The following is a 1,123-nucleotide window of genomic DNA, read 5'->3' on the forward strand; positions in this document are numbered from 1 at the left end:
ACAACGAGGCGATCGAGGGGCTGCCCTTCGACCTGGCGAAGGCGAACGAGATCCTCGACGGCCTGGGCTACGCCCGGGGCAGCGACGGCATCCGCGTCGCCGACGGCGAACGGATGGACTACGAGCTCGTGTTCCCCACGGAGGAGAACGGCTCGGGGGACCGCGCCTTCCAGACGATCCAGCGCGGCCTCGAAGACGCGGGCGTGCGGGTGGTCCAGCGCAAGATGGACCCGGACGCCGCGTGGGACGCGATCACGGCCCCGGAGAATCAGTACCTCGACTTCGATCTCGCCATGTGGAACTGGACCCCGCCGGTCGATCCCGACTTCATCCTGAGCGCCATGACCTGCGGGTCCTTCGGGCACAACTCCGATAGCGGGTACTGCAACCCCGAGTTTGATGCGCTGTACCTCAAGCAGGGCACGCAGCTCGACGAGGCCGAGCGCGGCGCGACGATCGATCAGATGCAGCAGATCCTGTTCGACGACCGCCCCTACATCGTGCTGACCTACCCCCGCGTGATCGAGGCGCACGACCCGGCGTGGCAGGGCTTCGTGCTCTCCCCGCTCGTGGGCTCCATCAATAACCTCTCCACGCTGACGCTCCGCGAGGTGCACAAGGACGGTGCCGAGTGATCCGGGCGGAGGCGGTCGAGGCCGACTACCGGCCAGAGCCCGGCACCGCCGAGCTGCTCGCCGTGCCCCGGCGCGGGGACGCCGGCGCGGATGCCCCGCGGCCCCCGGTCGCCGCGGCGGCCGTTGCGGCGGACACGGGCATCGACCCGTCCGGCGTGGCCAACGCCGATCCCCGTTTCGCCGCCGGGGAGGCGGAGACGAGTCGGCTCCTGGTCGCCCTTCCCGGCGGGCCGCGCCTGCTGGTCGCGGTCGCGAGCCCGCCCCCCGCGAGCACGGCGATCAGCTCCGCGGGCCGCCGCGAGGCCCTGACCGAGGCCGGGATGGCCCTCGCGCAGGCCGCGCCGGACGGCGGTCACCTGGCCTGGGCGGCCGACCTGGACCCCGGGGAGCTCGCCGCCGTCGTGGAGGGGCTCCTGATCGGTGCGCACCGCGTCGACCCGGCGGCGGCCGAGACCGCCGCGGCGGTCTACACGATTCCGGTCGGGGAC

General features: G+C 72.9%; 2 protein-coding genes. Both read left to right on the forward strand.

The features are described from left to right. Positions 1-635: ABC transporter substrate-binding protein (locus OOT08_RS12665; RefSeq protein ID WP_325093105.1), on the forward strand; the 635-nt coding region annotated here is incomplete at its 5' end. Next, positions 632-1,123: hypothetical protein (locus tag OOT08_RS12670; RefSeq protein ID WP_442916245.1), on the forward strand; the 492-nt coding region annotated here is incomplete at its 3' end. The genes OOT08_RS12665 and OOT08_RS12670, both read left to right, overlap by 4 nt.

The sequence above is a fragment of the Leucobacter sp. M11 genome (assembly GCF_035726885.1).
Lineage (GTDB): Bacteria > Actinomycetota > Actinomycetes > Actinomycetales > Microbacteriaceae > JAPFRB01.